Annotated in this window: 27 protein-coding genes; 3 read left to right on the top strand and 24 right to left on the bottom strand. The window is 39.4% G+C overall.

The window, feature by feature from the left end; translation table 11 throughout:
- Positions 1-6 precede the first annotated feature (6 nt).
- The 16 genes from B6F02_RS04465 to B6F02_RS04390 all read right to left on the bottom strand — a co-directional run bounded on the left by B6F02_RS04465 (position 7) and on the right by B6F02_RS04390 (position 11,772).
- Positions 7-2,199 (bottom strand): penicillin-binding transpeptidase domain-containing protein, encoded by a 2,193-nt coding sequence (locus B6F02_RS04465; RefSeq protein WP_080146172.1) that lies wholly within the window; start codon positions 2,197-2,199, stop codon positions 7-9.
- Positions 2,196-2,579, bottom strand: coding sequence for a cell division protein FtsL (gene ftsL, locus B6F02_RS04460; RefSeq protein WP_080146171.1), 384 nt, complete (start codon positions 2,577-2,579; stop codon positions 2,196-2,198). Before ftsL ends, B6F02_RS04465 begins: the two co-directional genes overlap by 4 nt.
- A 29-nt stretch (positions 2,580-2,608) precedes the next feature.
- Entirely contained in the window at positions 2,609-3,562 is a 954-nt protein-coding gene (gene rsmH, locus B6F02_RS04455) for a 16S rRNA (cytosine(1402)-N(4))-methyltransferase RsmH (RefSeq protein ID WP_080146170.1), read from the bottom strand.
- Positions 3,563-3,620: 58 nt separating this feature from the next.
- Positions 3,621-4,052, bottom strand: coding sequence for a division/cell wall cluster transcriptional repressor MraZ (gene mraZ / locus B6F02_RS04450; RefSeq protein WP_080146169.1), 432 nt, complete (start codon positions 4,050-4,052; stop codon positions 3,621-3,623).
- 283 nt (positions 4,053-4,335) lie between these two features.
- On the bottom strand, positions 4,336-4,698 hold the full coding sequence (locus B6F02_RS04445) for a DUF3397 family protein (RefSeq protein ID WP_179128523.1): 363 nt from the start codon (positions 4,696-4,698) through the stop codon (positions 4,336-4,338).
- Between the two features lie 129 nt (positions 4,699-4,827).
- Entirely contained in the window at positions 4,828-4,998 is a 171-nt protein-coding gene (gene rpmF, locus B6F02_RS04440) for a 50S ribosomal protein L32 (protein ID WP_080146167.1), read from the bottom strand.
- A 99-nt stretch (positions 4,999-5,097) separates the two neighbouring features.
- A complete protein-coding gene (locus tag B6F02_RS04435) occupies positions 5,098-5,661 on the bottom strand; it encodes a YceD family protein (protein WP_080146166.1) in 564 nt (187 codons plus the stop codon).
- Positions 5,662-5,800: 139 nt separating this feature from the next.
- Positions 5,801-7,003, bottom strand: a complete 1,203-nt coding sequence (locus tag B6F02_RS04430) for a nucleotidyltransferase (protein ID WP_080146165.1) — start codon at positions 7,001-7,003, stop codon at positions 5,801-5,803.
- Positions 7,004-7,013: 10 nt separating this feature from the next.
- Positions 7,014-7,697 carry a class I SAM-dependent DNA methyltransferase gene (locus B6F02_RS04425; RefSeq protein WP_179128579.1) on the bottom strand — a complete coding sequence of 228 codons (684 nt, stop codon included), beginning with the start codon at positions 7,695-7,697 and terminating at the stop codon, positions 7,014-7,016.
- Between the two features lie 35 nt (positions 7,698-7,732).
- The gene (gene rsfS / locus B6F02_RS04420; RefSeq protein WP_080146164.1) at positions 7,733-8,095 is read right to left on the bottom strand and encodes a ribosome silencing factor; all 363 of its coding nucleotides are present in this window, start codon (positions 8,093-8,095) and stop codon (positions 7,733-7,735) included.
- Between the two features lie 14 nt (positions 8,096-8,109).
- Positions 8,110-8,715, bottom strand: coding sequence for a bis(5'-nucleosyl)-tetraphosphatase (symmetrical) YqeK (yqeK, locus tag B6F02_RS04415; protein WP_080146163.1), 606 nt, complete (start codon positions 8,713-8,715; stop codon positions 8,110-8,112).
- Positions 8,705-9,346: a nicotinate-nucleotide adenylyltransferase gene (locus B6F02_RS04410; RefSeq protein ID WP_306293713.1), complete on the bottom strand. Its 642-nt coding sequence runs from the start codon at positions 9,344-9,346 to the stop codon at positions 8,705-8,707. Before B6F02_RS04410 ends, yqeK begins: the two co-directional genes overlap by 11 nt.
- Before the next feature lie 45 nt (positions 9,347-9,391).
- Entirely contained in the window at positions 9,392-9,700 is a 309-nt protein-coding gene (gene yhbY, locus B6F02_RS04405; RefSeq protein WP_080146162.1) for a ribosome assembly RNA-binding protein YhbY, read from the bottom strand.
- Positions 9,701-9,732: 32 nt separating this feature from the next.
- On the bottom strand, positions 9,733-10,863 hold the full coding sequence (yqeH, locus tag B6F02_RS04400; protein ID WP_080146161.1) for a ribosome biogenesis GTPase YqeH: 1,131 nt from the start codon (positions 10,861-10,863) through the stop codon (positions 9,733-9,735).
- Positions 10,844-11,386, bottom strand: coding sequence for a YqeG family HAD IIIA-type phosphatase (locus tag B6F02_RS04395; RefSeq protein WP_080146160.1), 543 nt, complete (start codon positions 11,384-11,386; stop codon positions 10,844-10,846). The genes yqeH and B6F02_RS04395 overlap by 20 nt, the downstream gene beginning before the upstream one ends.
- 134 nt (positions 11,387-11,520) lie before the next feature.
- Positions 11,521-11,772, bottom strand: coding sequence for a YkuJ family protein (locus tag B6F02_RS04390; RefSeq protein WP_080146159.1), 252 nt, complete (start codon positions 11,770-11,772; stop codon positions 11,521-11,523).
- Positions 11,773-11,961: 189 nt separating this feature from the next.
- Between B6F02_RS04390 and B6F02_RS04385 the strand changes: the two genes are divergently transcribed.
- Positions 11,962-13,152 carry a pyridoxal phosphate-dependent aminotransferase gene (locus B6F02_RS04385; RefSeq protein WP_143745217.1) on the top strand — a complete coding sequence of 397 codons (1,191 nt, stop codon included), beginning with the start codon at positions 11,962-11,964 and terminating at the stop codon, positions 13,150-13,152.
- Between the two features lie 45 nt (positions 13,153-13,197).
- On the opposite strand, the gene B6F02_RS04380 is transcribed toward B6F02_RS04385, so the two are convergent.
- From B6F02_RS04380 to B6F02_RS04370, 3 genes are all read right to left on the bottom strand, one after another.
- Positions 13,198-14,064, bottom strand: a complete 867-nt coding sequence (locus B6F02_RS04380; protein WP_080146158.1) for an NAD(P)-dependent oxidoreductase — start codon at positions 14,062-14,064, stop codon at positions 13,198-13,200.
- A 122-nt stretch (positions 14,065-14,186) separates the two neighbouring features.
- A complete protein-coding gene (ptsP, locus tag B6F02_RS04375) occupies positions 14,187-15,911 on the bottom strand; it encodes a phosphoenolpyruvate--protein phosphotransferase (protein WP_080146157.1) in 1,725 nt (574 codons plus the stop codon).
- On the bottom strand, positions 15,911-16,177 hold the full coding sequence (locus B6F02_RS04370) for a phosphocarrier protein HPr (protein ID WP_080146156.1): 267 nt from the start codon (positions 16,175-16,177) through the stop codon (positions 15,911-15,913). The genes ptsP and B6F02_RS04370 overlap by 1 nt, the downstream gene beginning before the upstream one ends.
- A 372-nt stretch (positions 16,178-16,549) precedes the next feature.
- Here B6F02_RS04370 and B6F02_RS04365 point away from each other — a divergent pair, with 372 nt between their 5' ends.
- On the top strand, positions 16,550-18,820 hold the full coding sequence (locus B6F02_RS04365; protein WP_080146155.1) for an ATP-dependent Clp protease ATP-binding subunit: 2,271 nt from the start codon (positions 16,550-16,552) through the stop codon (positions 18,818-18,820).
- Between the two features lie 73 nt (positions 18,821-18,893).
- On the opposite strand, the gene B6F02_RS04360 is transcribed toward B6F02_RS04365, so the two are convergent.
- Together B6F02_RS04360 and B6F02_RS04355 are read right to left on the bottom strand one after the other, a co-directional pair.
- Positions 18,894-20,492, bottom strand: a complete 1,599-nt coding sequence (locus tag B6F02_RS04360) for a peptide chain release factor 3 (RefSeq protein ID WP_080146154.1) — start codon at positions 20,490-20,492, stop codon at positions 18,894-18,896.
- A gap of 103 nt (positions 20,493-20,595) precedes the next feature.
- Positions 20,596-21,690 (bottom strand): AI-2E family transporter, encoded by a 1,095-nt coding sequence (locus B6F02_RS04355; RefSeq protein WP_179128522.1) that lies wholly within the window; start codon positions 21,688-21,690, stop codon positions 20,596-20,598.
- Positions 21,691-21,845: 155 nt separating this feature from the next.
- On the opposite strand from B6F02_RS04355, the gene B6F02_RS04350 reads away from it, so the two are divergent.
- Complete coding sequence (locus B6F02_RS04350; protein ID WP_080146152.1) at positions 21,846-22,280, top strand: GNAT family N-acetyltransferase; 435 nt, start codon at positions 21,846-21,848, stop codon at positions 22,278-22,280.
- A 117-nt stretch (positions 22,281-22,397) separates the two neighbouring features.
- On the opposite strand, the gene B6F02_RS04345 is transcribed toward B6F02_RS04350, so the two are convergent.
- From B6F02_RS04345 to B6F02_RS04335, 3 genes are all read right to left on the bottom strand, one after another.
- Entirely contained in the window at positions 22,398-23,300 is a 903-nt protein-coding gene (locus B6F02_RS04345; protein ID WP_080146151.1) for an RluA family pseudouridine synthase, read from the bottom strand.
- 244 nt (positions 23,301-23,544) lie between these two features.
- On the bottom strand, positions 23,545-24,354 hold the full coding sequence (locus B6F02_RS04340) for an NAD kinase (protein ID WP_080146150.1): 810 nt from the start codon (positions 24,352-24,354) through the stop codon (positions 23,545-23,547).
- A gap of 5 nt (positions 24,355-24,359) precedes the next feature.
- A complete protein-coding gene (locus B6F02_RS04335; RefSeq protein ID WP_080146149.1) occupies positions 24,360-25,013 on the bottom strand; it encodes a GTP pyrophosphokinase in 654 nt (217 codons plus the stop codon).
- Between the last annotated feature and the right edge of the window lie 37 nt (positions 25,014-25,050).

The raw sequence follows: 25,050 nt of genomic DNA, 5'->3' as shown, positions 1-25,050 counted from the left end.
AATTTGTTATTCTTGAATTTCCGTTACCGGCCGCAAAGTAATTTCAATATTTGTACCGGTTTCTATAAATGAATGAGGGTCAAGCGATTGATTCGAAACATACCCTTCCCCTTCGAATTCAGCAGTTACTCCAGTCATTTCCGATAATTTCATTACATCGCTTCTTGACCATCCAGTCATATCCGGCAGGGTCATTGCTCCATCTGTCAGGAGCAGAATGCGCTGGTCATCATACAATACTGTCCCTGCGGCAGGATACTGCTGCACAATTTTATCGCCGGAACCGATGACTGCACTCGGGTATCCAAGTTCTTTTACTTTTGCTGCAGCTTCTTTAGTGCTTTGATCTATTAGATTCGGCATATCTGTAGTTTTCGTTTCTTCTGAATCAGCGGTTTCTGCACTGATGGACTCCAGCGCTCTTTTCATAACTGGATTGAAGATTTTTTGTACAACTTCACTTCCATGTCCAGACCCATTCAGTTCTGGTTGTTGGACTGTTACATAAAAAATGAGCTCGGGATCTTCTACTGGCGCCATCCCTACAACAGAATAAACGTAGTTGCTGTTTCCTGAAAAATATTTTCCGGTTTCCGGATTGTACAACTGAGCAGTTCCGGTCTTAGCAGCAATATCATAGCCTTCAATTTTATACTTTTTGGCTGTTCCATGCTCATTAGTAACCGTTTCGGTCAAATAATCCAGCGCTTTTCGAGCTGTTTCTTCACTTATCAGACTTTCTGTATATTCCGGTTCAAACTGTGTTGTCTCGTTGGTGTCAGGATCGGTAATATGGTCGACCAGATAGGGTGTAACCATTTGTCCTTTATTGGCAATTGCAGAGAAAGCTTTCAACATCTGTGCTGGTGTAACACTTAACCCTTGACCGAATGAAGTATTGACTTTTTCCAGCGGCCATTCATAGTTGTTGTTCCCACTGTACTCGTTAGGCAGATTCATTCCAACTGCTGTTCCGAATCCGAAGTTGTCCAGATATTTCTTCCATGTATCATATCCCATTTCTTCTACTTGATGAACAAATGCCACGTTACTTGAACGAGCTAGTCCTTCTAAGTAGCTGATAGTACCCCATCCGGCCGGGTTAAAATCATGTACCGTTCCTCCGGCAACAGAGATTTTACCTGATTCATAAAAATCTCCAGGTCGAAACGTTCCTTCCTGGATTGCAGCGGCCAGAGTCATCACTTTCATTGTAGAACCTGGCTCAAACGCATATTCTACTAACAGATTCTGCCAGGACTGATCAATTCCCTCTTTAGTCGTTGCATTAAAAGAAGGTCGTTGAGCTGTAGCCAGAATTTTTCCTGTCTTAGCATTCATCAGTGTAGCAGTAACTTTTTCAGGAGAATGGGCTTCTTCGACTTCATCCATAATACTCTCCAGATATATCTGCAGACGACGATCAATTGTAAGATACAAGTCGCTGCCGTCAACAGCTGCCGCTTCCTCCACTTCCTGTCCTGGGATTACGTAACCATAACGGTCCTTTTGATATTCGATTGACCCATTCGTACCGCTTAGAACATCATCAAACGTTTGCTCTAATCCCATAATTCCAGTCAGCTGCTGTTCACCGCTCTCTTCATCCGTACTTTGAGATTGTGCTAATCCGATCGTATGAGAAGCAAACGTTCCATTTGGATACAGTCTAGTCTTCTTGTCTTGGAATGCGATTCCGGTAAGATCTTGCTCTTTTAACGCTTCTTCTATATGGCTGACTATATCATAGGACAAGTTATTGCCTGCCGTCCCAAATTCAACCTGAGCTGCATCTTGGTTTAGCCGTTCTAAAATGTCTTCTTTACTTATCGATAGATATTCAGCCAGCACATCAGCAACCTTTTCCGGCTCCTGTACATGCTGAGGTCTGGTTGGGCTGGACCATTCATCTGTCAAGACTGCAATAATCTTATAAGAGTTTGCATCCATTGCGATCGGATTGCCATCCTTATCATAAATGGTTCCTCGATTCGCCTGAATGACACTGCTGCGGGTATAAAGTTTATCTATATTTTGAAGCAGATTTTCTCCATTAATTTCGCCTTTGACCATGATCCAAGAAAAACGAAGAGCTACAAATCCAAATAGAATAAAACATGCGGCATATAAAAATATGGCAATCATTTTACGATTACGAAATGGATTCGTAGCTTTTATTTTCTTACTGATTTTTTTCATTGAGAAACATTCCTAATCTGTTCTTCGTTCATCTTTAAACCGTTCTCTTCAGCAATTTGAAATACTCTGTCATATTGAGAAAGTTCTTGAATATTTTGTTCCAGATTCGCATTAACGACTTGAATATCAGCAGATTGCTGCTGCAGATCTTGAGCAGAACGGTTGGTAGTCGACAGTATCATCGCCATACTGATGTTTGCTACCAGCAGTCCAAATAAAATAATACCGAAAAAGCTGACTACCCAGACTTCTAAACGAGTAATGCCTCGTTTTACTGTTTTTCTAGTATGTAGTGTACCAGGCTGCGATTCTGGCTGCTGCACTGGATTCGGCATGACTTGCATATTGACTTTTCTTGCCAGGTTATCATTCATGGCCATACAAATTCTCCTTTCCTAGGTTTGTTTGTTTATTCTTTTTCTGTTTGCTTTTCTGCAACTCTTAATTTTGCACTTCTAGCTCGATTATTCTGTTCAAGTTCCTTTTCGCTTGGTAGAATCGGCTTCCTGTTGACCAGTTTCAGCGGTGGTTGTTTAAAGTCAGGCATGACAGGCAATCCTCTTGGTACATCAGGCAGCTTAGAATAATCTTTGAATATCTGCTTCACAATACGATCTTCTAGAGAATGAAAGGTGATTACACTGATTCTTCCTTTAATATCAATCAAATCAACCGCTTGCTCTAAAGAATCTTCTAGTGCACTGAGTTCATCATTCACTGCAATTCTAATTGCTTGGAATACTCGCTTGGCAGGATGTCCGCCTTTGCGTCTGGCTGGTGCCGGGATAGCTTCTTTTATCAAGTCAACCAAGTCTTGAGTTGTCTCGATCGATTGCGTTTCCCGATAAGTTTCGATCTTTCTGGCGATCTGTTTAGAGAATTTTTCTTCTCCGTATCGGAAAAAGATTCTGACTAGATCAGAATAAGACCACTTGTTGACCACATCATAGGCACTCAGCGCTTGCTCTCTATTCATTCGCATGTCCAAAGCAGCATCTTGATGATAGCTGAATCCTCTCTCTGCTTCATCCAGTTGTGGCGAAGAGACGCCCAAATCATATAGAATGCCATCCACTTTGTCGATATTCAATTCCTGTAAAGCTTCTTTTATGTATCTGAAATTAGATTGTACAAAAGTTACTTTTCCTTCATCGACTGCTGATTTCAATTGACTTTTTGCATGTTCAATCGCTGTGCTGTCTTGGTCGAAGGCATATAGGTGTCCTTTATCACTCAACTGTTCAAGGATCAATGAACTATGTCCAGCTCCACCTAATGTACAATCGACATAAATACCATCAGGTCGAATCGCAAGCCCATCTGTCGCTTCTTTCAGCAGAACTGTTTCGTGTTCAAACGCCATCGTTCACCCTCCTGTCTTTTTCTCTTATTTATAAGATTGAAATTTTTAAATATTATCGTTAGAACCCAAAGTCAACCATCTCTTCTGCCATATCTTCAAATGAACCTTCCGCTTCTTCTGAAAAGGCCAGCCATCTTTCTTCACTCCATATTTCAAAGCGTTCAGATACTCCAACAACATAACAGACTTTTTCCAAGTCAGCATGCTGTCTTAAGGTTTGTGGTATATTGATACGACCTTGCTTATCGAGCGAACATTCTGTGGCAGCAGAATAGAAAAATCGAGTAAATGCTCTAGATTCTTTTTTTGCGAGCGGTAATTGTTTCAGCTTTTGTTCAAGAATCTCCCATTCTTTTTGGGGATACCCAAACAAACAGCCATCCAATCCTCTTGTGACAATGAAATATTCTCCCAAATCATCTCTAAATTTGGCTGGAACTATTAAGCGTCCTTTTGCATCAATGTTATGCTTAAATTCTCCCATTAACATTTCACTGCCCCCTCTCCCCACTCATATGGCATAGTCTACCACAATGCCCCACTTTCTACCACCCAATATCAGGAAAATCATTAAAAAATATGTAATTTTTATAACTCTCAACCAATAATAATAACTGGTGTTCCCTTTATGACTTTATAAGCATTCGTGAAGGTCTCCACTCACTTGTAAGATATACAAAAACGGTATATACGTTCCCATAAAAAAGAGCGCTCATAAAAATATGAACACTCTTCCCCACTCAAGATATTAATAATTTAAATCAGTAATCAAATCATAACAACATGATGATTCCCAAATAAATATGCAATATTAATGCACAAATAAACACGTACCTCCACCATACTCTTAAGCATTTAATCATTGACAAACGTTTAAGCTTGAACGTAAAATAACTGGTCAATAATATTCCGATTACTGCAGCCGCAATGAACAAATACGGCAGATAACTGCTGCCCGTTATCAACATACTGAATACGTGATTCATTAAAATCAGTACAGGCGTCACGACATCTACAACTTTGATAGAAACTCTCTGTTTTCTGAATTGTTTATTTACCCATTTACTTGGAAGCAGCAGCAGAAATGGGCTCAGGTAAATCAAAATAAAGGTTAAATCAATATGCGGTTCTTGCAATTTGTCACCTACTTTGTTCTGGATAAAAAACTTACACTCTCTATGTACAAATCCTATCACGTTCTTTATATGAAATCATACTAAAAAACCTCTATTTATAAGTAAATAGAGGTTTTTGAGATCAAATGATTATTTTGCTGTTTCTTTTCCAGCGTAAAATCCGCAAGACGGGCATACGTGGTGGTTACGTTTAACTTCTCCACATTTTGGACAATCGCTCATGTTAGGAAGATCCAATTTAATGTGCGTACGTCTTTTTGCTTTTCTAGATGTAGATGTTCTTCTTTTAGGTACTGCCATGTTCCAACACACCTCCTTAAAGGTAACTTAGATACTCATTATTAATGCTTCGTTTAATAACATGATCTTAAAATAAATGATCAACAGACTCTTGCAGCGTTACTCATCTTCTTCAGAAAACAACCCTTTAAGTGCTGCGAATCTCGGATCTTCTTTCTCTGATAAACGCTCTCTTACACCTTCACCGTAGGCATCTTCTGAAACAACTTTCCAGTCGCTGCCGCTTGGCATTTCCCCGCTTTTCAGCTCTTCTGGAGTGAAAACCTGAGTTGGGATAGCTGTAAGAACTGCATCTTCGAGTGGTTTGTGCAAATCAAGTGTTTCTGAATCGAGCTCAACGATGATCTCTTGCTCACCATACTTTTCAGGATCAATAACTGTTCCGGAAGTAAGATAAGTTTCAGAAAATGGAATACGCAAATCAACCTCAACAGGCTCAAGAGAACGTGAAGACGGAAGAACTAAACGGATTTCCAAGTTAAGATCAACCAGAAACTCATCTGCACTCTCAACCGTTAATAAACCATCCATTGTTAAAGGCGCTGCATCAAGAATCAACTGATTTCTATTTTTCAATGCCTCAGTCAAGTCTACTTGACCAGACAATGTGATCGATTCTTCTTTAAATTTTTTCAGTTCGTTCAAAGCCCATTTGATTTTCATGTGTCATCACCTCTTAGCGTTATTATAAATGGTTTCTTCAGGATCAAGCAACTATCGCTGTCCAGGTTGGCTTCACCTGTAATAGTTGTTGAACTCATACAAAGTCCCCACAGTCTTCAAGGCAACAAAAATTATTATACTAGGGATGAAGTTTAATGTCAATATCTTTTACTGGGATTCTCGCAAAATCCTGTTGCTGATCACCCATCTGATCGGCAAGCTGATACACATTCCCCGCTTTTATATCCAGTCGCCAGAATTTTTTTGTCTTTTTATCAATCTTCGTAAGCAAGTGTACTCCTGACTGATCTTTTATTTTACCTAAATACTGCTGCCCGACTGAACTGAACCCCAATATTCTAGTAGCTGGATTTGAATGAGCTTCCAATATATCTTCTTTCTTAAGATTCAGCAAGACGTATGTGCACAGACGTTGTAATCTAGTCCGTGTCATCCTTTTACTCTTGATGGCCTCTATAAACCCTTCAAAAGTCTTTGCTGATTGTATAGCCTTTTTAAGCAGAAATTCAAGTCCTTCTTCCATTTGATAAATTGTTCTCAATTCTTCAATGGACGAAGTCAGAATCTGATATTTCAACAAATTCCAGTATTTTTCCCAATACATGTATGAACGATTCGACAGCAGTTGAGCCGTTCTGTCAGGAACATAGGAGAAAGCTTCATGGGGTACTGGCTGCTCGCACAAGAGGGCTTTACGGATAGCTGTTGCGCTGGCGATCGTTCCTTGGCTATTTAACGACTGGTCCAGGTATTCCGCTTGCACTCTTGTAATCACTTCCAAATCAAGAAACTGATCACTGCGTGCATTTTCTTTTGCATAGGCAATTCCTAGCTGATTGTTGGGACGATTAACATCCAGAGAAAAGTTCGGCAGCACTTGATTTACAGCTGTTTCCATTCTCGCAGCATATGGTTGGCTCTTTGGAGTTGCTTCCTTAAATACGGTATCGATTTGTTCACTGTGATCCAGCAGCATTTTTGCAGCTTCTTTGAACTCGTCTCCTGTCCCTGATTCAGCTCCAAAGCTGAGTACGGTACAGTCCAACGCTTTTAATATTTGTACAGCTCCTCTGGCAAAGATATCTGCCGGTTGTACACTATAAGCGACAGGCAATTCAACCACTAAGTCTGCTCCGCCTGCAATCGCCATCTCAGCTCTCCTCCATTTATCAACCAGCGCCGGTTCTCCCCGCTGCAGAAAATTCCCGCTCATAACCACGATAATGAGATCCGCACCGCTTCGTTTCTTGGCTTCTGACAATTGATAAAGGTGTCCGTTATGGAAAGGATTATATTCTGCTATAATACCGCAAGCTTTCATCCTTTGCCTCCTACTTTTTTGCTGCAAAAAACCAGCGCTGGCTGGTTTCAGTCACGTCCTGCTGGAAATCAGCTGAGATTTCTACAGAACGGAATCCGGCACTTTTGAGCAGTTCAACGTATTCTTCCAATGGATGCGTCCATTCTTTATGAATTTCTTCGAATCTCTCATAGCTTCCATCCGGCTGTTCTACAAAGAAAGTCAATTCATGTTCAATCGAATAGGGGTCTTCTCCAGCATAACTGTCCCACATAAAAACAATATTTTCCACTTCATCATGATAAGAGAACTGATCAAACTGTTCCATTTGATAGACTGAATGGACATCGAACAGAAAGTGCCCTGATTCATTCAATTTCTGGTAGACTTCTTTAAAGATCTGCAGTTTTTCTTCGGCTGACTGGATATAACATAAAGCATCGCTATAACAAATGACACCATCAAAAGTTTCCAGTTCCGACAAATCACGCATATCCATTTCTATCAGAGGAAATTTGATCCCTGTCTCTAATTGACGATTGTACGCTAAACTCAGCATGTCGTCGGATAGATCCAATCCGGTTATATCATATCCAGCCTTTGTCATTTCTATTGCCAAGATACCTGTTCCGCATCCCAGCTCTAGTATATGATCTGATTTATCTAAATATTGATCAGTATAGTCTGCCCATTTAGCATAGAGCGAATCGTCCATCAGCTCATCATAGACTTTAGCAAACCAGTTGTAGTTCACTGTTCTATCCACTGTGAAACATCCACATACTCAGCATCTGTCCAGAGACGTTCTAACTGATAAAACTCTCGTTCTTCTTGGTTAAAGAGATGAACGATGACATCTCCAAGATCAATCAAAATCCATCTTCCGCCGTCTTTTCCTTCTACTTGTTTGATTTCTATATTGTTTTTATGTGCAGCCTCAACAATGGCATCCGTAATCGCACCGATTTGTCGATCATTGTTTCCATGAGTTACAACGAAATAATCTGCTAGTAAAGATACACCTTTCATATCCAATACCATAATATCTTCTGCTCTTTTATCATCTGCTGCTTTAACAACAAATTCCAGTACTTGTTCTGCTGTTTTAGTCATATAATTCCTCCTGTTTATTGAACTACCCATGCATTATAAGTTTCAATTGCTTTAGGATAGATCTTTACTTTTTTATCAATTAAATGCTTGATTGTCAACAACGTTGCAAAAGCAGTCGCTTCTTCTAAACTATTCTCTGCTAGCGCTCTCGCTTTGTCGACGCCTTTAAAACTGCGGTTCGGTTCAATAAAGTCAGCCAGATAAATAATCTGCTCTACAAGATCCATATTCACAGAACCGACGGTGTGGTGTCGAATTGCATCTAATATAGAAGTCTGTTCTACATTAAACCGTTCTTTAGCCATTACAGCAGCAACCGGTCCATGCCAGATATTATTACCATACTGCAGCAACTCAAGATCCATATTCTCACTGATGATCATATCCCGCATCTCTTCATCGGACTGCTCTTTGGCGTAATCATGTAAAAGTGCAGCAATGCTGACCATTTCCAGATCAGCGCCATACCGATCAGCCAACTCCAAAGCCGCTTGTTCTACACCTCTAACATGTGTAAATCGCTTGCTGCTCATAACTTGACGAACAGCTTCAAGGAGCTCTTCTCTTGAACGATCTACATAGTTTTTCGTGTATGTTAAAGTTATAGGGTTAGCCTTCATCTTGATACAGTCCTTTCTCCTCAATATACTCAATCACTTTGTTGGGAAGCAGATACTGAATGGAACATTGATCAGCAACTTTTTGCCGAATCACACTAGAACTGATTTCGATATTAGGTACATCGATAAAAATCAGTGGGAAAGGAGTCGCAACTGAATAAGCCGGACGGTTGACTGCAACAAACTGGACCATTTGCAGCAATTCTTCTACTCTATACCAAGATGGCAGATCTTCTACCATATCTGCTCCAATAATAAAGTAATACTCGACATCAGGATTCTTCTCCGTCAATGCTTTCATCGTATCATACGTATAGCTCTTGCCTCCGCGATTGATTTCCGCCAGTTCCAACTCGAACTCGGGCTCTGCTTCAATCGCTTTATTGACCATCTCAATACGATGCTCAGCAGCAATAGTTCTTTTGCCTTTTGCATGAGGCGGGTTGGCAGCCGGAAGAAACAGAATCTTCTCTAACCCTAACTGATCTTTTACTTGATCAGCAATAATCAGATGTCCTAAATGAGGAGGATTGAATGTCCCGCCTAAAATACCGACTTTTCTTTTCTTATCCATTTGTATGGATTCTACTTTTACTTCTGATTCAATTATTGTGGACGTTTTTCTTGTCACCTTTATTCGCCTACCTTAATCGATTTGTTTCTGAAATAGGTTTTATCAATAGGGTAATTTCGTTGAATAGTTTTGATACTTTTCTTTTGTCGACGGCTTGAACAGCACTAACACTTTTCCGATCGTCTGAACAACATTGATCGATGAATGCTCTTCGATAAAATCTTTTGCTTCCTTTGGTTCTACATCTGTATTTTGCAGAAGCTGTACCTTCATCAGCTCGCGATTTTCTAACGCTTCTTCAAATTCAGCAACCATCTCAGCTGTCAGTCCATTCTTTCCGATCTGGAATAATGGAGACATTTCATTGGCTTGTGCTCTTAGATAGCGTTTTTGCTTTCCTGTTAAGTTCATTGTTTGTTTCCTCTCTTCTTTCAACTATACGATCAAATCAGTGACTTTCTAATCAGAACATCTACACCTTTTGGTGCCCATCCTGCTATTTTTGTACCCGGCTCTTCAATAGAAATCCAGCCTAAACCAGAAAAAACAATATCAGACGGTTCTTTGATTAGAAACTCATACCTTTTTAGTTCTGGCAGATTATTCAGATTTTCTTCGAAAGGCGGTGTCAACAGTTGTCCACGCTGATTCGCATAAAGAACATCAGCTTTTTCAAGTTTTGTCCGGTGAATGGTTAATTCATTGGAAAGATAGCAGACAAAGGATTGTTTACCATCACCTGAGAGATAATCTAATCGAGCAAGACCGCCAAGAAACAGCGTCTGCTCTTCATTTAACTGATAGACCTTCGGCTTGATTTCTTTTCTCGGTGTGACCAGTTTCAACTCTTTTGGTGTTAAATAATGAGCGATTTGGGAAGACTGGATAATACCTGGTGTATCGACCATGACTCGATCATCATCTAATGGGATTTCGATTTTCCCAAGTGTCGTTCCCGGGAAGTACGAGGTTGTGATGACATTCTCTGCATCAGTTGCCAATTTAATGATTTGGTTGATCAAGGTGGATTTCCCAACATTGGTTGTCCCAACAACATAAACATCCTGCCCTTTTCTCTCTGTTTCGATCAGGTCCATTAACTGCTTGACAGATTCGCCTCTGACGGCACTTGTCAGAATAACTTCTTTAGGGTGTACGCCCGCTTCATGTGCTCTTTCTATCAACCACTGTCTCATTTTGCCTTCTTTTAAAGATTTAGGCAGCAGATCTACTTTGTTTCCAACGAGAATCACAGGATTTTGACCAGCAAATCTCTGTATTCCGGAAATAAAACTTCCATTAAAATCAAATATATCCACTATATTAACTATCAAGGCGTTTTTATCGCTGATTTCATGGAGCATATTAAGAAAATCATCATCCGTGAGTTCTACGTCTTGCACTTCATTATAATGTCTTAAGCGGAAACATCTTTTACAGTAAATGTCTTCATCTGCGTTCGCTTTTTTCAACACTGAGGCTGGTAAGAAACCGGCTTTTGTTTCATCTTCTGACTGAAGAACTGCACCGCATCCAATACAAATCATTTCTTGATCAGTGTTCGATTGGTTCATCTAACGAATCTCTCCATTTCATATCTGGATTTTTTTTGATCAAATAATTCATGATTCTCAGTTCAATCATTCTATTGAATCTTGTATTCCATGCATCTGAATCTAGAATCGGCTTAACCAATACACTGCGGATTCCCGCATTGTTAGCGCCTTTGATGTCTGTGATGATCTGATCACCGACCATCAATAAGTCTTTTTTTGTCAAATCGTAGATTTCCTGCGCTTCTTTAAACCCTTTTTGAAAAGGTTTCCGGGCGTTAGGAATAAATTCTAAATCTAAGATCGTCGCTACTTTACTGACTCTTTTTGCTTTATTGTTTGAAATAATGATAACTTTTATACCATGTTCTTTCATTCTTTCGATCCACTCTAACGTTTCTTCTGTAGCTTCAGGATTATTCCAAGCTATTAACGTATTATCGAGATCCGTCAGAACTGCTTTGATTTTGTTTTGTTTCAACTGCTGTGGCGTGATCTGATAAATTGATCGGACCATCCATGTTGGTTTAAAGCTGTTCAGCATCCTCTTCGTCCTTTACTATTTGTGAGATAACAATTTATTATATACGATTTTACGGCATTTGTTGAGAAGCATTCATATAAAATAAAATTCAAAAAAATAGGAAGCACTGAAAAGCACTCCCTATGTGCATGACATTAGTCCTCAGTCGAGCTGGCAGGCTGCACGAGCTCTAAAATCTCAACAGCGACATAGTCAATATTATCAAATTCGTACGTTTGGTCACTCGTACGATCTTCTAACTCATACATGCGAGAGGCTTTATCATAACGAACGATACATTGTTCTTTACCGTCTTTTTCAAATCTTCTTACTTGTACTTCGTCGCTTTCATCTTCTCTCATCGCATCTAATCTTCTTATAATAGGTATAAGTTGGGATGGTTTCATTTTGTATTCCCCTTCCTGCTTCTCTTGATACTTTCACTTACTCATTTTACCAGATTCTGGGATAAATTACAGTAAGATAGCTGCTTCTTTTTAAAGAGAGATTTTTTCATGAAAATTTTTAAATAATATCCTCTTTTTTTTCTCATAATATGGTAGAATAGTTCCTAATACCATTAAGGAGGATGCACAATGGATATGTCTAATCTACATAAGCTCTTCAACGCTCAAACACAGGAAATCGAAATCTCCGGCATCAGACAGTTTGATGAGGCCGTTGCTCCAATCGAAGGAATGATCCGCTTGACCTTGGGACAGCCGGATTTTCCTACTCCGCAGCATATCAAAGATGCTGGAATTGAGGCGATCAATAACAATTTTTCATTTTACACGGGTATGGCCGGAGATATTCGACTAAGAGAAGCTCTTGCTCATTTCGTCAAAGTAAAATACAATATCGACTATGATCCCGAAACAGAAATTCTCTCTACTGTTGGTGCTACTGAGGCACTTGCTGCTGCTTTATTCGGAATTTTAAATCCCGGAGATAAAGTTCTGATCCCTTCTCCCTTTTTTTCACTGTATGAACCTTTAGTTATTTTGGGCAAAGGTGAACCTGTATTCATTGATACATCGGAAAATGGATTTATTTTATCTCCTGAAATGATTCAAACAGCCATGGATACACATGGTGACAAAGTAAAAGCAATCGTGCTCAATTATCCTACCAATCCAACAGGTGTCACTTGGAATAGAGAAGAAGTGATCGCCATTGCCGACACTTTAAGAAAGTATCCAAATGTATTTGCCATCAGTGATGAGATTTATAGCGAACTCGTTTACGAAGGTACTCATGTCTCTCTCGGAGAGTATTTACATGATCAGACTATAGTCATTAACGGATTATCTAAATCACATGCCATGACAGGTTGGAGGCTTGGGTTTACCTTAGCGCCGAAAGAGATTACGGATCAAATCAAAAAAGTTCATCAAAATCTCGTTACGAGCGCATCCAGTATCACGCAATATGCTGGAATAGAAGCATTGAAAAACGGAATGGATGATGCAGTTCCGATGCGGTTAGAGTATCAGAAACGTCGAGATTTTATATTCGATACGATGAGTCAGTTAGGCTTTCAGATCGCCAAGCCGAATGGTGCATTTTACATTTTCGCCAAAATACCAGATGGCTATATACAAGATAGTTTTAAATTCTGTTATGATCTGGCTGAAAAAGCAAAAATCGGCTTTGTGCCCGGTGTAGCTTTCGGAAAAGCCGGTGAAGGTTATGTACGACTGAGTTACGCATCCAGTATGGAAGAAATCAAAGAAGCCATGGAACGCCTTGTTCTTTATATGAAAGAACAAGCTACAAACCATTAAAAAGCAAGCAGCGAATGACTCGCTGCTTGCTTTTTTTACGATTCCTCAGTTTTCCCACCATAACTTAATCAAAGCTTGTGTCCCATCATCTGCGTGACCATCCTCTTTTAATTGGTCATATAGTCGTTTAGCATTTTCCGTCGCAGGAAGATGGATGCCCAGTTTTTCTGCTTCAGCTAAGGCAATGCCTAAGTCTTTAATGTAATGCTTAACGAAAAAGCCAGCTGAATAATCTTCTTTTAAAATACGAGGACCATAATTTTGAAGTGACCAGTTTGCGGCACTTCCACCACCGACAGTTTTAAGCACTTTTTCCAAATTCAATCCTGCCGCCTTTGCATATACTAATAATTCTGTTAACCCTGTCATTGTACCGGCGATCATGATTTGATTGGCCATTTTGGTATGCTGACCGCTTCCCGCTGGTCCTTGCAGTTCCAAAGTTCCAGAAAACGTCATGAAGACAGGTTTTACTTTTTCGAAAGCCGCTTCGTCTCCTCCAACCATCGTTGTAACCGTTCCGTTTCGAGCTCCCAGATCACCGCCGGATACAGGTGCATCCAGGGAAGAAACACCCTTTTCTTTTGCCGTTTGATAAATTTCCTCTGCAAGGGATGGTTTGCTTGTCGTCAAGTCTACAAGAATACTGTCAGGCTGTACACCGTTAAATATCCCGTTTTCTCCATAATAAACTTCCTTGACATCCTCTGGAAAACCGACCATGGTAAAAATCAGTTCACTTGCTTCTGCGACTGATTTGGGGGTTTCTTTCCAAACAGCACCTAAATCGACCAGTTCATCTGTTTTAGACTTCGTACGATTATAAACGTTTACCTTATACCCGGAAGAAAGCAAGTGCTTGACGATTGATGCACCCATGACACCTGTTCCAATAAATCCTATTGTTTCCATTCAGTCCACTCCTTATACTCGTTTCTTTTTATTATAGCATTAGTACTCAATGATATTGAAATCATTACGAAAAAACACCTTAAAAGACGAATTCGTCATTTAAGGTGTTTTTAAGGATATGATTATTGAGCAGTATATTGTTCAACTAGTGCAACCACTTCTTCAGAAGTTGTACATTCGTTTAATGCTTTTTCGCTCAATTCTTTCATTTCATTTGTATCTAAGTGTGTTAATAAACTGCGTGTTTTCAATACGCTGGTAGCGCTCATTGAAAATTCGTCAAGACCTAGTCCAACTAGCAGCGGTACTGCTGTTTGGTCTCCAGCCATTTCTCCACACATACCTGCCCATTTACCTTCTTTATGCGCAGCATCGATCACGTTCTTGATCAGACGCAGGATTGAAGGATTGTATGGTTGATACAAGTAAGAAACGCGTTCATTCATACGGTCAGCTGCCATTGTGTATTGGATCAAATCATTTGTTCCAATACTAAAGAAGTCAACTTCTTTGGCGAACTGATCTGCTAGAACCGCAGCAGCTGGGATCTCAATCATGATTCCTACTTGGATATCATCTGCTACTTCAACATTATCTGCAGTCAATTTCGCTTTTTCTTCTTCTAAAATCGCTTTAGCAGCTCTGAATTCTGGAAGAGTAGCGATCATTGGGAACATGATTCTTAACGTTCCGTGTACAGATGCACGTAGTAGCGCACGTAATTGTGTACGGAAGATGTTGTCTTGATCTAAACTCACTCGAATAGCTCTGTATCCTAAGAAAGGATTCATTTCTTTCGGCAATTCTAGATAAGAAAGCTCTTTGTCTCCACCTATATCCATTGTACGGACAACTACTGGTTTACCATCCATACCTTCCAGCACAGCTTTGTAAGCCGCATACTGGTCATCTTCAGAAGGCAACTCTTTAGAGTCCATGTACAAGAACTCAGTACGGTAAAGACCAACAGCTTCTCCGCCATTTTCTAGAACACCTTTCAAATCTTTAGGCGTTCCGATATTTGCAGCAAGTTCAACATGTTTCCCGTCTTTAGTGACACTTTTCTCGTCTTTCAGACGTTCCCATTCTTGCTTCAGTGCTTCGAAGTCAGCCGCTTTCTTTTTGTAGGTTTCTTTTGTTTCTTCAGAAGGGTCGATGAATACATCGCCTTCCATACCGTCAACGACTAAAAAGTCTCCTTCTGAAACCATTTCCGTAATATTATTTGTTCCTACAATCGCAGGAATTTCCAATGAACGAGCCATGATAGCAGAGTGAGAAGTACGTCCGCCGACATTCGTCACAAAAGCCTTTACAAATTGTTTATTCAATTGAGCAGTATCACTTGGTGTTAAATCCTCTGCGATAATGATCACTTCTTCATCAATCGTCGCAGGTGTCGGAAGTTTAACATTCAGCAGATGAGACATCACACGTTTTCGTACATCGCGAATATCTGCTGCTCTTTCTTGCATATATGGATTATCTTCCATTGCTTCAAACATATTGATGAACATATCAGATGTTTGTTGTAAAGCAGCTTCAGCATTGATTTGCTGATCTTTGATCACAGTGTTGGTTTGATCGATCAAGTCTGGGTCAGAAAGCACCATAGTATGTGCATCAAAGACTTGTGCTTCTTCTTCTCCTAAAGATTCAGCTGCGATAGAACGGATATTGACCAGCTCTTCTTTCGCTGTATCGATAGCGGCCTGTAAACGAGCAACTTCAGAATCTACATCTGAAACTGTCTTTTTATCAAAAGATAAATCAGGTTCTACTAGCAAATAAGCTTTAGCTTGAGCAATTCCATCACTTGCAGCAATACCTGTTACTTGTGATGCCATTATTCAGCCATTCCCTCGTTTTTGATAGTTTGGTCGATTCCTTCGATTGCTTCAGATTCGTCTGCACCTTCAGCAGAAATGGTTACATCTGCTCCTTGGCCAACGCCTAGAGACATAACACCCATGATTGATTTCAAGTTAACAGATTTTCCTTTGTATTCCAAAGTAATATCTGAATTGTATTTGCTTGCAGTTTGTACAAGTAAAGTAGCTGGACGAGCGTGGATACCTGTTTCTGCTGTTACGTTGTAAGTGCGTTTTTCCATTGTAAGTTTCCCCTTTACAAAATAGTAGTTTTGAAAATAGCAAAAAAGACTTATACCTTCTTAGTGTATAAACACTATAGAATAGGCATATTAAGCCATTATTCACCTTTCTTCCTATACAGATTACCATTTTTTCCCAAACCCTACAACTATTTTTTACTATTTCGAGGGATTTAACACTTGAAAGTCAAAATAGGTCAGAGTATAATATAAATTAGCAATAGGTCAAAATTGGTCAAAACGCTTTTCAGATTATAAGCAGCTGACTTTCCTTACTGTTCTGTTACAGAATAGATGGTATTAACTGACCTTTTGCTTCAATCATTGTATAATGAAGTTAAGATAATATTTAAAGAAAGGTTGTGCAGCAGCATGATTTGTCAAAGATGTATGCAACGCAATGCAACTATTCATTTAACAACAAGTATTAATGGAAAAAAACGAGACATTGACCTTTGTCAGAGATGCTATAGAGAAATCAGACAACAAGAGGAGCAAGGTAGAATGAATCAAGGATCAGCACAAGACCCATTCGGATTCGGTAATTTTGATGATTTGTTCAGAGCGCTTTCTCAAGGCAGTCAGCAGCCTGGAAATCAACAAACACCGCCTAATCAACAAAACTTCCGTGGCAACGGACAACAACCCCCTCGCAATCCAAACCAAGGACGCGGCGGTTTATTAGGTGAATACGGAGTAGATTTAACTCAAATGGCAAAAGAAGGTAAAATCGACCCAGTAATCGGACGCGATAGAGAAATTGAACGAGTCATAGAGATTTTAAATCGCCGCACTAAAAATAATCCTGTTCTTACAGGAGAAGCTGGTGTAGGTAAAACAGCTATCGTTGAAGGATTAGCTTTAAAAATCGTCAATGATGAAGTACCGCAAAAATTATTAAATAAAGAAGTTATACGTTTAGATGTCGCGGCCCTAGTTCAAGGCACGGGTATTCGTGGTCAATTTGAAGAACGCATGCAGCAATTGATAAAAGAACTTCGTGAGAATGATTCTATTATCCTATTCATTGATGAAGTCCATGAATTAGTAGGAGCTGGATCGGCAGACGGAGGCAGCATGGATGCAGGAAACATCTTGAAACCTGCGCTTGCTCGCGGCGAACTGCAGATGGTTGGAGCGACTACACTGAATGAATACCGTAAAATCGAAAAAGATCCGGCATTAGAGCGTCGCTTGCAGCCAGTAAGAGTTGCGGAACCTTCTGTAGAACAGACTGAAACCATTCTTAAAGGTATTCAGAAACAGTATGAAGATTATCATCATGTCAAATATACAGACAAAGCGATCAAAAGTGCTGTAGAGTTATCTCACCGCTATATCCAGGATCGTTTCCTGCCGGATAAAGCCATCGATTTGTTGGATGAAGCAGGTTCTAAAAAGAATCTGACAATCCGTACAGTTGATCCTGCTGCTGTTGAACAGAAAATCAATGAAGCGGAGCAGCAAAAACAAGAAGCACTTGAACAAGAGGATTACGAAAAAGCAGCCTTCTATCGTGATCAAGTTGCAAAACATAAAGAAATGTTGAATCAGCAAACCCCTGATTCTGAATTGCCGGAAGTTACAGAAACTGATATGGTAAATATTATTGAACAAAAAACCGGTATCCCTGTCGGAGACTTAAAAGAAAAAGAACAAGAACAATTACGCGATCTCGAAGATTCCCTGCGCAAACATGTTATAGGACAAGATAACGCTGTTGAAAAAGTGGCTAAAGCAATACGCAGAAACCGAATCGGTCTGCGCCAGAAAAATCGTCCTATCGGTTCATTCTTATTTGTCGGACCTACTGGTGTCGGAAAAACTGAGCTGGCTAAAACGCTGGCCCAAGAACTATTCGGAAGCAAAGAATCTTATGTCAGATTAGATATGAGTGAATTTATGGAGAAACACAGTACGTCTAAATTAATTGGTTCTCCTCCTGGTTACGTCGGATATGAAGAAGCCGGTCAATTGACCGAAAAAATCCGCAGAAATCCGTACAGCCTGATTTTAGTTGATGAAGTTGAAAAAGCTCATCCAGATGTTTTGCATATGTTCTTACAAATTCTGGATGATGGTCGGTTGACAGATGCTCAAGGCCGCACAGTCAACTTTAAAGAAACGATCATTATTATGACCAGTAATGCAGGAACGACAAACGTAGAATCCAGTGTCGGTTTTGGAGCTCAAATGAGTGGCCGCCAACATTCTCTATTGAATAATCTAGGCGAGTTCTTCAAGCCGGAATTTTTGAACCGATTTGATGGCATTGTAGAATTCCACTCACTCACTAAAGAAAACCTGATGGAGATCATCACTTTGATGCTGAACGATATTAATGATGCATTGAAGCAACATGATATTACTGTCACTGTAGATGACCAGGCAAAAGAAAAACTCGTTGATCTTGGATACGATCCAAAAATGGGTGCTCGTCCGCTACGCCGAGTTATTGAAGAACAGATCGAAGATAAAGTAGCTGAATACTACCTGAACCATCCAGAAACAGGACAAATCATTGCTACCGTTGAAGATGACGCGATTGTTATTAAGAAAGCTTCAGAATATCGTACAACTGAATCTTCCTCTGATGAATCTAATCAATCATCAGATAACAACCCGCAAACTGAAGAAGAATAATCTTAAATACAAAAACCTGCTTGTTTCGGAAATCTATCCGAAACAAGCAGGTTTTTTTCACTTATTTTATTTTTTACAATAATGATGTCAGTTCTACATCTGGATATTTATCACTGAACCAGCGTTCTGCAAATTGGTTCTCGAATAAAAACAGCGGACGATCGAATCGGTCTCTTACCAGCATATTCCGGCTAGAACCCATATTCTCATCCAGTTGTTCAGGGTCTATCCAGCGCGCAATCCTGCTGCCGATGGACGTCATCACTACTTCTGAATTATACTCATTCAGCATACGATGCTGGAATACTTCAAACTGCAATTGTCCCACGGCTCCAATAATATACGTTTCAGTATGGTACGTTTTATATAACTGGATCGCACCTTCTTGTACAAGCTGCTGAATCCCTTTATGGAATGATTTTTGTTTCATTACATTTTTCGGTTCTACTTTTACAAAGAGTTCCGGTGTGAATTGAGGCAGACTTTCAAACTGAACGGATTGTTTCCCTTCATAAATCGTATCCCCAATCTGGAAATTCCCAGTATCATATAGCCCGATGATATCTCCAGCAACCGCTCCTTTGACTGACTCTCTGTTCTCAGCCATAAACTGAGTCGAGTTGGATAATTTCATTTTTTTGTCGGTTCTAGCCAGTGTTACATCCATTCCACGTTCAAAATCTCCAGAACAGATTCTTACAAAGGCAATACGGTCTCGGTGCTTAGGATCCATGTTGGCTTGAATCTTAAAGATAAATCCTGAAAATTCTTCTTTGGTCGGTGCAATTTCTTTACCGTCTGCATCAATATGCTCAGCTGGTGCTGGAGCAAATTGCAGGAATGTTTCTAAAAAGGTTTGAACACCGAAATTTGTTAAAGCTGATCCGAAGAATACCGGTGTCAATTCTCCATCTAATATAGCTTTTTCAGAAAAGTCGTTCCCAGCTTCTTTTAGCAGCAGGGCTTCTTCTAAAACTTGGTCGTATAGGCTCTCTTGTTTCAGAGGATGATCTCCTTCAATCTCCCCTTCATCATTTAAAGCCACAAACCGTTCTCCTTGGTTAGATGCTTCCGGACGGAACATTTCAATTCTATTGTGGAACAAATCATATAATCCCAGGAAATTTTTTCCAGAACCAATCGGCCAATTCATAGGATAAGCATCGATTTCCAACACTTCTTCCAGTTCTTCTACTAATTCCAGCGGTTCTCTACCGTCACGATCCAATTTGTTCATAAATGTAAAAATAGGAATACCGCGCATACGACAAACTTTGAAAAGTTTTTTCGTTTGCTCTTCAATCCCCTTTGCGCTGTCCACTACCATGACTGCCGCATCCACTGCCATCAAAGTACGATACGTATCTTCTGAAAAATCTTCGTGACCAGGGGTGTCCAATATATTGATTCTTTTTCCGTCATAGTCAAACTGCATAACGGAACTGGTAACAGATATTCCACGCTGCTTCTCGATTTCCATCCAATCTGATTTAGCAAATTTTCCGGATTTTTTTGCTTTTACCGTTCCAGCTTGTCTAATAGCTCCGCCGAACAGTAAAAGTTGTTCAGTAATGGTCGTTTTCCCAGCATCCGGGTGGGAAATAATCGCAAATGTGCGTCGTGTATCCACTTCTTTTTTCAATTGTTTATTTTCTTTTATCTCACTCGACATAATAACTTCCTTCTTTTATAAATTGCTTGTTCTTATAAGAGTTTCTATTAAGAGTTTCTATAATTTTCAATTTTACATTTTCTGCACCTGCACCATTATTTTTTTATTCGGTTAAAGTAATCTTTTTTTCTTTATTGATTTTCAATATATACACTACAACAGTTTTGATAATAGCAAAGACAGGCACACCAATTAACATCCCTAGAAGTCCTGCAATATTAGCCGAAGCCAGTAAGATTAAAATCACTGTTAGAGGATGTATGGATAAAGATTTTCCCACTAAGAATGGTGTAAACAGATTCCCATCCAGCTGTTGAACAATCAGTACGAATACTGCTGCCAGCAGTGCTTTTCCTGGAGAGTCTATCAAACCGACCACAATTGCAGGAGCTGCACCTAAAAATGGACCGACATAAGGGATAAAATTGGTTATCGCTGCAAATACAGATAATAAAAATGCATAAGGTATGCTTCCCAGTGTGTACATAATAAACAGTATAACACCGACTAGCAAAGATGCCATTCCTTTTCCACTAATATAGCTGGCAATCGTGTCATTTATCTTTAAGACCAACTCTTTTGAATACTTTTTATATTTTTCAGGACTGACATTTTCAATATATTTCGGAAATTTATGACCATCATACAACATATAAAACAGAATAACCGGAATAGTAATGAACATAAAAAGGAAATCTGTTAAACTTTGTATGACACTGCCTACACTGGTCATCACACCGCCTAACAAGTTAGACCCTAAGTTGCGCAGCCATACATCGATATTCATAAGAATCGTGTCGAAGTCTACTTGTGCCATATAAGGTTCTTCTGCCAGTTTATGGAAGTAAAAATCTAACTCATTAATGAATTCTGGAATTCCTGCAATCAGCAGACTAGTCTGCTCTACTAACATCGGAATACCAAGCAGCACCGTTAGGACCACCACTCCAATCAAGAGAATCATAACGAGCGATATCCCATAAATTCTTTTTACTCTTATTCGCTCTAAAAGTCTTACAATGGGATTTAACAAGTAAAATAAAAACCCTGCAATTAATAACGGCATAAACAATGAGGTTAAAATAGCAAGTACTGGATTTAAGATGAAATCAATTTGTTGGAGTATAAAGATCAGCAAAGCAACAGCCAAAAACCATACCGTCCAAAACATTATTTTAGAATTTTTCCAATTGACCACTTGCATTTCTCCTCTACGCTTTAGTAAATCGTATAGTACACTTCATTATATGACAGCTGTCACCTAAATTAAAGAGGCAGTTGTTGCGATTCTTTGACTAAAAACTAAAAAAAGTGATAAGATATTAAAAATCAGACTTGATAGGAGCGGATCAGATGGAGTTTAAGTGGACTGAAGATTTAGCCAGCGATGTATACAAAGAAGCGGTACATATTCGAAAAGAGGTATTTGTAAAAGAACAAAACGTGCCGGCAGAGTTAGAAATTGATGAATTTGAAGACAAAACAACACATTTAGTCGGTTATATTGATTCAACACCTTCTGCCACAGCCAGAATATATGAGAAGACACCCGGTGTGTTTAAAATTCAGCGTGTAGCCGTCATGCAATCTGCAAGAAAAACTGGAGCAGGCAAACAGTTAATGGCAGAGATCGAACGAAAGGCTCGATCTCTTAGTGGCAAGAAACTGATACTAGACTCGCAGGATCATGCGAGTCCGTTCTATGAAAAATCCGGCTTTACCGTTGAAGGCGAAGGATTTATGGATGCCGGAATTCCCCATCATTTTATGATTAAGCTGCTTGACTAAGCTTTAAAATGGCACTGTTTTGTGAAATTCTGCAAAACAGTGTTTTTTTTGGGTCCAACTAACCTGACACTTCTATTATCACTGTTGTATTATTGTCAAAATTTGCTTTTTTCATTGCTATTTGTTTACTGATTTCCTTAATTGTTCAAGCAGCTTTTGCAGATCACTCGGCAACAAGGCCGGAATCGTAAGCTCTGCTTTAGTGAATGGATGCTGAAATGAAAGTTCATCACAGTGCAGGGCTTGGCGAGCGAATTGTCCGCTGGTCTCTCCATAAAGATCATCACCTATTAATGGATAACCCATATGTGCAAAATGGACTCTGATCTGGTGTGTCCTACCAGTATGGAGTTTGACATTGACAAGAGTCGCATGGCTGAATCGTTCTTTTATCCAATACTCTGTTAACGACGGCTTACCGTCAGTTCTGACTTTTCTGGTAATGATTGAATCTTCCGTTCTTCCTATGGGAGCGTCAATCAGTGCGTGTTCCTTGGATAATTGATTAGAAACAACGGCTTGATAATGTTTATGAATTTCCCCTCTTCTTAACCTCAAGTCAATCATTGAATGCGCAAAAGCATTTTTTGCAAACAGCATGGCTCCTGACGTTTCTCTATCTAACCTTGTTACAACATGGACGGTTTTATGGGAATAATTTTTCTGCTCAACATATCCTCTTACCCGGTTAGCCATCGTATCTTCTCTATGGGTCGAGGATGGAACAGAAGCCGTACCGGCAGGTTTATTTACAACAAGAAAATGCTCATCTTCAAAAAGGACAGATAACGGCTCGTAAGAAGGAATCAAGTAAGGATTAGCTGGTTCAACGGGGATAGACATTTTCACTGTGTCTCCGGTATGCAGTGTTTCTCTAACACGTACAGCCTTACCATTTACTTCCAATTCTCCTCCTCGAAATTTCACTTTAGCCAGCATTTTTTTAGAAACTTCTTTTTCTTTTAAAAAGGTTTTTAAGGGTTTTGGTTCTATTTCTTCGTATTTCCATTCAATAATCATTACTAATTCTCTCTCCTAAATAAACACTTGCTTCTTTAGTTTTTACAATGACAACTATTTTAACATATCTTCTCTTACTTACTCCGTATTTTTTGTAACAATGATACTCTATAACATCTCAAATTTCCCTATTGAAAATGTATGATAAAAAAACTGAATCCACTTCTCCTATCGCTGCAAGAAGTGGATTCAGGATTCAGCTTTCTATTCAATACATATGTAAAGAATCGACATGAAAATACTATCACGATTTACTTTGTTTGGCTCCTAAAAAGGCGTCTTCAACTCTGCTCCAAAAATGTGTATGTTGATAGCGAGCAAAACGGATTCGTTCAGTTGCTATTTTGAATCTCAGCTCTTCAACTTGAGTTTCGTTTGTAACAACCTGATCAATGGTCAGTACAAAATCATCTGTATCTATAGGACGAATCTTGATCCATTCATCCGGTGCGATGACCATAGGAGAGCTTAATGTACGGAAAACACGGTTATTCAAGGATGCCATCTCCGTCAGCTGCAAGGCCTCAAGCCTTGGATGCAGAACGGCTCCGCCGATCGATTTGTTATATCCTGTGGATCCAGTCGGAGTAGAGATACAAAGTCCATCTCCCCTGAAACGCTCAAACTGTTCATCGCGAATATGCACATCGCAAACCAGAGTCCCATCCACTCTTTTGATCGTAGATTCATTCAGAGCCAGAAAGTGAGTAGGGTTCATTTTATTCTTATAATAAACTTCCACATCCAGTAAAGGATACTGTACATATTCTCCATTATCGGTTTTTAGACTTTCAATCAATTCACCGATATTATACTCTCTCCAGTCAGTATAAAAGCCTAAGTGACCGGTATGAACCCCAATAAATCTCACTTTATCGAGTATATGAGCATACCGATGGAAAGCTGACAATAAAGTTCCGTCTCCGCCAATCGAAATGACAATGTCCGGCTGCTTCTGGTCGATCGTAAACTGATTTTCTTCGAGCATAGCTTGAAGTTTTTTATAAACTTTATTTGATTTCCCCGTTGAGTTATATACGATGGCTATTCTCACAATAACTAGTCCTTCCAATGAGTTTGATCATGACGAGGCTCTTGCTCTTTGAAGATAAAATTTCGCTGAGCTTCTTTTATTTCTTCGCGAATGGTAGACATTTCTTCATCCAACTGAAAAGCCGATTCAGCTGCTTTTTGCAGTCTTAAATTAATTTCTTCGGGAAACTCTCCCTGATACTTATAATTTAGAGAATGCTCTATAGATGCCCAGAAGTTCATCGCTAATGTACGAATCTGGATTTCAACTAAAACATACTTCACTTCATCAATCAATTGTACAGGGTACTCACAGATTAAATGATAAGAACGGTAGCCGCTGTCTTTTTTATGCGAAACATAATCTTTTTCCTGCACAACTTTTAAATCGTGCCGCTGTTTAAGCAGTCTTACAACATCATGGATGTCTTCTACAAAAGGACACATAATCCTAATGCCAGCAAGGTCTTCCATATCAGTTTCCAATTTTTCTAAGGATATATTGCGTGTTCTGGATTTCAGCAAAATACTATTGATAGGTTTCACTCGACCAGTCACAAATTCAATAGGACCATGCATTTTATTTAGCTGATAAGTCGTTCTGATACCTTTTAGTTTTACTTTTAATTCATTTACCGTTTGTGTATAAGGAAGTAAAAACAGTTCCCAGTCTCTGTCCATTTAAATAACCTTCTTTTCATTTCCTTCTTTCATTCTT

The organism is Marinilactibacillus piezotolerans, assembly GCF_900169305.1.
GTDB classification, from domain to species: domain Bacteria; phylum Bacillota; class Bacilli; order Lactobacillales; family Carnobacteriaceae_A; genus Marinilactibacillus; species Marinilactibacillus piezotolerans_A.
Note: the sequence above shows the minus strand (reverse complement) of the source record. Positions and strands in the feature narration are given on the sequence as shown.

What these genes read in the sequence shown, in the direction of transcription:
- B6F02_RS04385 (WP_143745217.1), top strand. Translation starts at nt 11,962, where the DNA reads ATGGATATGTCTAATCTACATAAGCTCTTCAACGCTCAAACACAGGAA.
- B6F02_RS04465 (WP_080146172.1), bottom strand. Translation starts at nt 2,199, where the DNA reads ATGAAAAAAATCAGTAAGAAAATAAAAGCTACGAATCCATTTCGTAAT.
- yhbY (WP_080146162.1), bottom strand. Translation starts at nt 9,700, where the DNA reads ATGAACTTAACAGGAAAGCAAAAACGCTATCTAAGAGCACAAGCCAAT.
- B6F02_RS04395 (WP_080146160.1), bottom strand. Translation starts at nt 11,386, where the DNA reads ATGCTGAACAGCTTTAAACCAACATGGATGGTCCGATCAATTTATCAG.
- rsfS (WP_080146164.1), bottom strand. Translation starts at nt 8,095, where the DNA reads ATGACTAAAACAGCAGAACAAGTACTGGAATTTGTTGTTAAAGCAGCA.
- mraZ (WP_080146169.1), bottom strand. Translation starts at nt 4,052, where the DNA reads ATGTTAATGGGAGAATTTAAGCATAACATTGATGCAAAAGGACGCTTA.
- B6F02_RS04380 (WP_080146158.1), bottom strand. Translation starts at nt 14,064, where the DNA reads ATGGAAACAATAGGATTTATTGGAACAGGTGTCATGGGTGCATCAATC.
- B6F02_RS04335 (WP_080146149.1), bottom strand. Translation starts at nt 25,013, where the DNA reads ATGGACAGAGACTGGGAACTGTTTTTACTTCCTTATACACAAACGGTA.
- rsmH (WP_080146170.1), bottom strand. Translation starts at nt 3,562, where the DNA reads ATGGCGTTTGAACACGAAACAGTTCTGCTGAAAGAAGCGACAGATGGG.
- B6F02_RS04360 (WP_080146154.1), bottom strand. Translation starts at nt 20,492, where the DNA reads ATGTCGAGTGAGATAAAAGAAAATAAACAATTGAAAAAAGAAGTGGAT.
- ptsP (WP_080146157.1), bottom strand. Translation starts at nt 15,911, where the DNA reads ATGGCATCACAAGTAACAGGTATTGCTGCAAGTGATGGAATTGCTCAA.
- yqeH (WP_080146161.1), bottom strand. Translation starts at nt 10,863, where the DNA reads ATGAACCAATCGAACACTGATCAAGAAATGATTTGTATTGGATGCGGT.
- B6F02_RS04435 (WP_080146166.1), bottom strand. Translation starts at nt 5,661, where the DNA reads ATGAAAATCAAATGGGCTTTGAACGAACTGAAAAAATTTAAAGAAGAA.
- B6F02_RS04370 (WP_080146156.1), bottom strand. Translation starts at nt 16,177, where the DNA reads ATGGAAAAACGCACTTACAACGTAACAGCAGAAACAGGTATCCACGCT.
- B6F02_RS04365 (WP_080146155.1), top strand. Translation starts at nt 16,550, where the DNA reads ATGATTTGTCAAAGATGTATGCAACGCAATGCAACTATTCATTTAACA.
- B6F02_RS04345 (WP_080146151.1), bottom strand. Translation starts at nt 23,300, where the DNA reads ATGATTATTGAATGGAAATACGAAGAAATAGAACCAAAACCCTTAAAA.
- yqeK (WP_080146163.1), bottom strand. Translation starts at nt 8,715, where the DNA reads ATGAAGGCTAACCCTATAACTTTAACATACACGAAAAACTATGTAGAT.
- B6F02_RS04390 (WP_080146159.1), bottom strand. Translation starts at nt 11,772, where the DNA reads ATGAAACCATCCCAACTTATACCTATTATAAGAAGATTAGATGCGATG.
- B6F02_RS04350 (WP_080146152.1), top strand. Translation starts at nt 21,846, where the DNA reads ATGGAGTTTAAGTGGACTGAAGATTTAGCCAGCGATGTATACAAAGAA.
- B6F02_RS04430 (WP_080146165.1), bottom strand. Translation starts at nt 7,003, where the DNA reads ATGAAAGCTTGCGGTATTATAGCAGAATATAATCCTTTCCATAACGGA.
- ftsL (WP_080146171.1), bottom strand. Translation starts at nt 2,579, where the DNA reads ATGGCCATGAATGATAACCTGGCAAGAAAAGTCAATATGCAAGTCATG.
- B6F02_RS04425 (WP_179128579.1), bottom strand. Translation starts at nt 7,697, where the DNA reads ATGGACGATTCGCTCTATGCTAAATGGGCAGACTATACTGATCAATAT.
- rpmF (WP_080146167.1), bottom strand. Translation starts at nt 4,998, where the DNA reads ATGGCAGTACCTAAAAGAAGAACATCTACATCTAGAAAAGCAAAAAGA.